This is a genomic window from Vibrio sp. 10N.261.55.A7 (assembly GCF_002877365.1).
Classification (GTDB): Bacteria; Pseudomonadota; Gammaproteobacteria; order Enterobacterales; family Vibrionaceae; genus Vibrio.
In genome coordinates, this window is the sequence record NZ_MCWZ01000125.1 from 1 (window position 1) to 1,031 (window position 1,031).

General features: G+C 36.0%; 1 protein-coding gene. It reads left to right on the forward strand.

Annotation, left to right across the window (positions count from 1 at the left end; all coding sequences use genetic code 11):
- Window positions 1-33 precede the first annotated feature (33 nt).
- Window positions 34-1,026, forward strand: coding sequence for a hypothetical protein (locus BCU12_RS08620; protein WP_133153837.1), 993 nt, complete (start codon window positions 34-36; stop codon window positions 1,024-1,026).
- Window positions 1,027-1,031: the final 5 nt, after the last annotated feature.

Here is a 1,031-nt window from a genome sequence, read left to right on the forward strand (position 1 = left end):
GTGTAGTGAATTATGAGGTTGATTAGTGAGTTGTTGAGCCAAGATCTTGAACTTTCACCTGAGTGTCGATTTCTATCTCTTGCTTTACATTTAGATTTAATAAGAACACCAAATTTAGTGGTGGATATATCTGCCTCTCGTTTGAAAAATGACTTTGGTGTTTCTCATAAAACAACGCAAATGGTCATTGAGCTTTTTAAAGAAAAAGGTCGGGGGAGTGTTGGTTCATCTATTAAGAGAGAAAGGCAGTTCACATTTAAGCTGGATTATCTTGAAAGGTTTTCGGTAGATAATACATGCTTTAGGAATAAAGTAATGAATGAGCTGTTTTCCTTAGATACACGACTGAAAATCGAAAAATTTAAAGACTCAGAAGGAGGTTTTAAGCTGAGAAACTCCAATTTGCTCTTGATAGTCATTTTTGTAATGCATTCTAATGAAGTCGGTTTTGTTAGAAACCTGACAAATAAAAGAATTAGGGAGTTGATGGGGGGGATTTCTGAGAGTCGCTTAAAGTCACAGTTAGAGGCCTTGTTTAAAGTTGGTTTTATAAAGGCAATTGGAAGAGGCGGATCTTTTCGTTCTTACTTTGGTAAAATGAGCAATAGATACTTTATCGAGTTGTATAATCTACCTTTTGGTCGTACACACAATCCTTTGAGTAAAGACGCGACTTTAATAAATAACGTAGAGTCTCTTACCTATGAGATACCTGAAAGGTTCTTAACGTTTAAGTTTGAAAGTGAATTAGAGTTACTCGAAATCGATTTTGATTTTGAGTTTCCTTTTAAAATGGCTTTTTTGTTTGGTGCGCTAAAATTATCTCAAAGGAATGAAAAGCGTATTCTTGATTTCCCGGTAGCTCAATTGGACCCAAAAGCATTCAACGGTGTTTCACAGTTTCATTTGCCGATCATGGGGCAATTAGAGCGTGTGGTGGTTTTCATTATGGAAAACTATTGGAATCAAGTTCAGGCACTTAATCATGAGCCTTTTGATAAAACGTCATTGGAAGGGCGTTGTTGATCAAA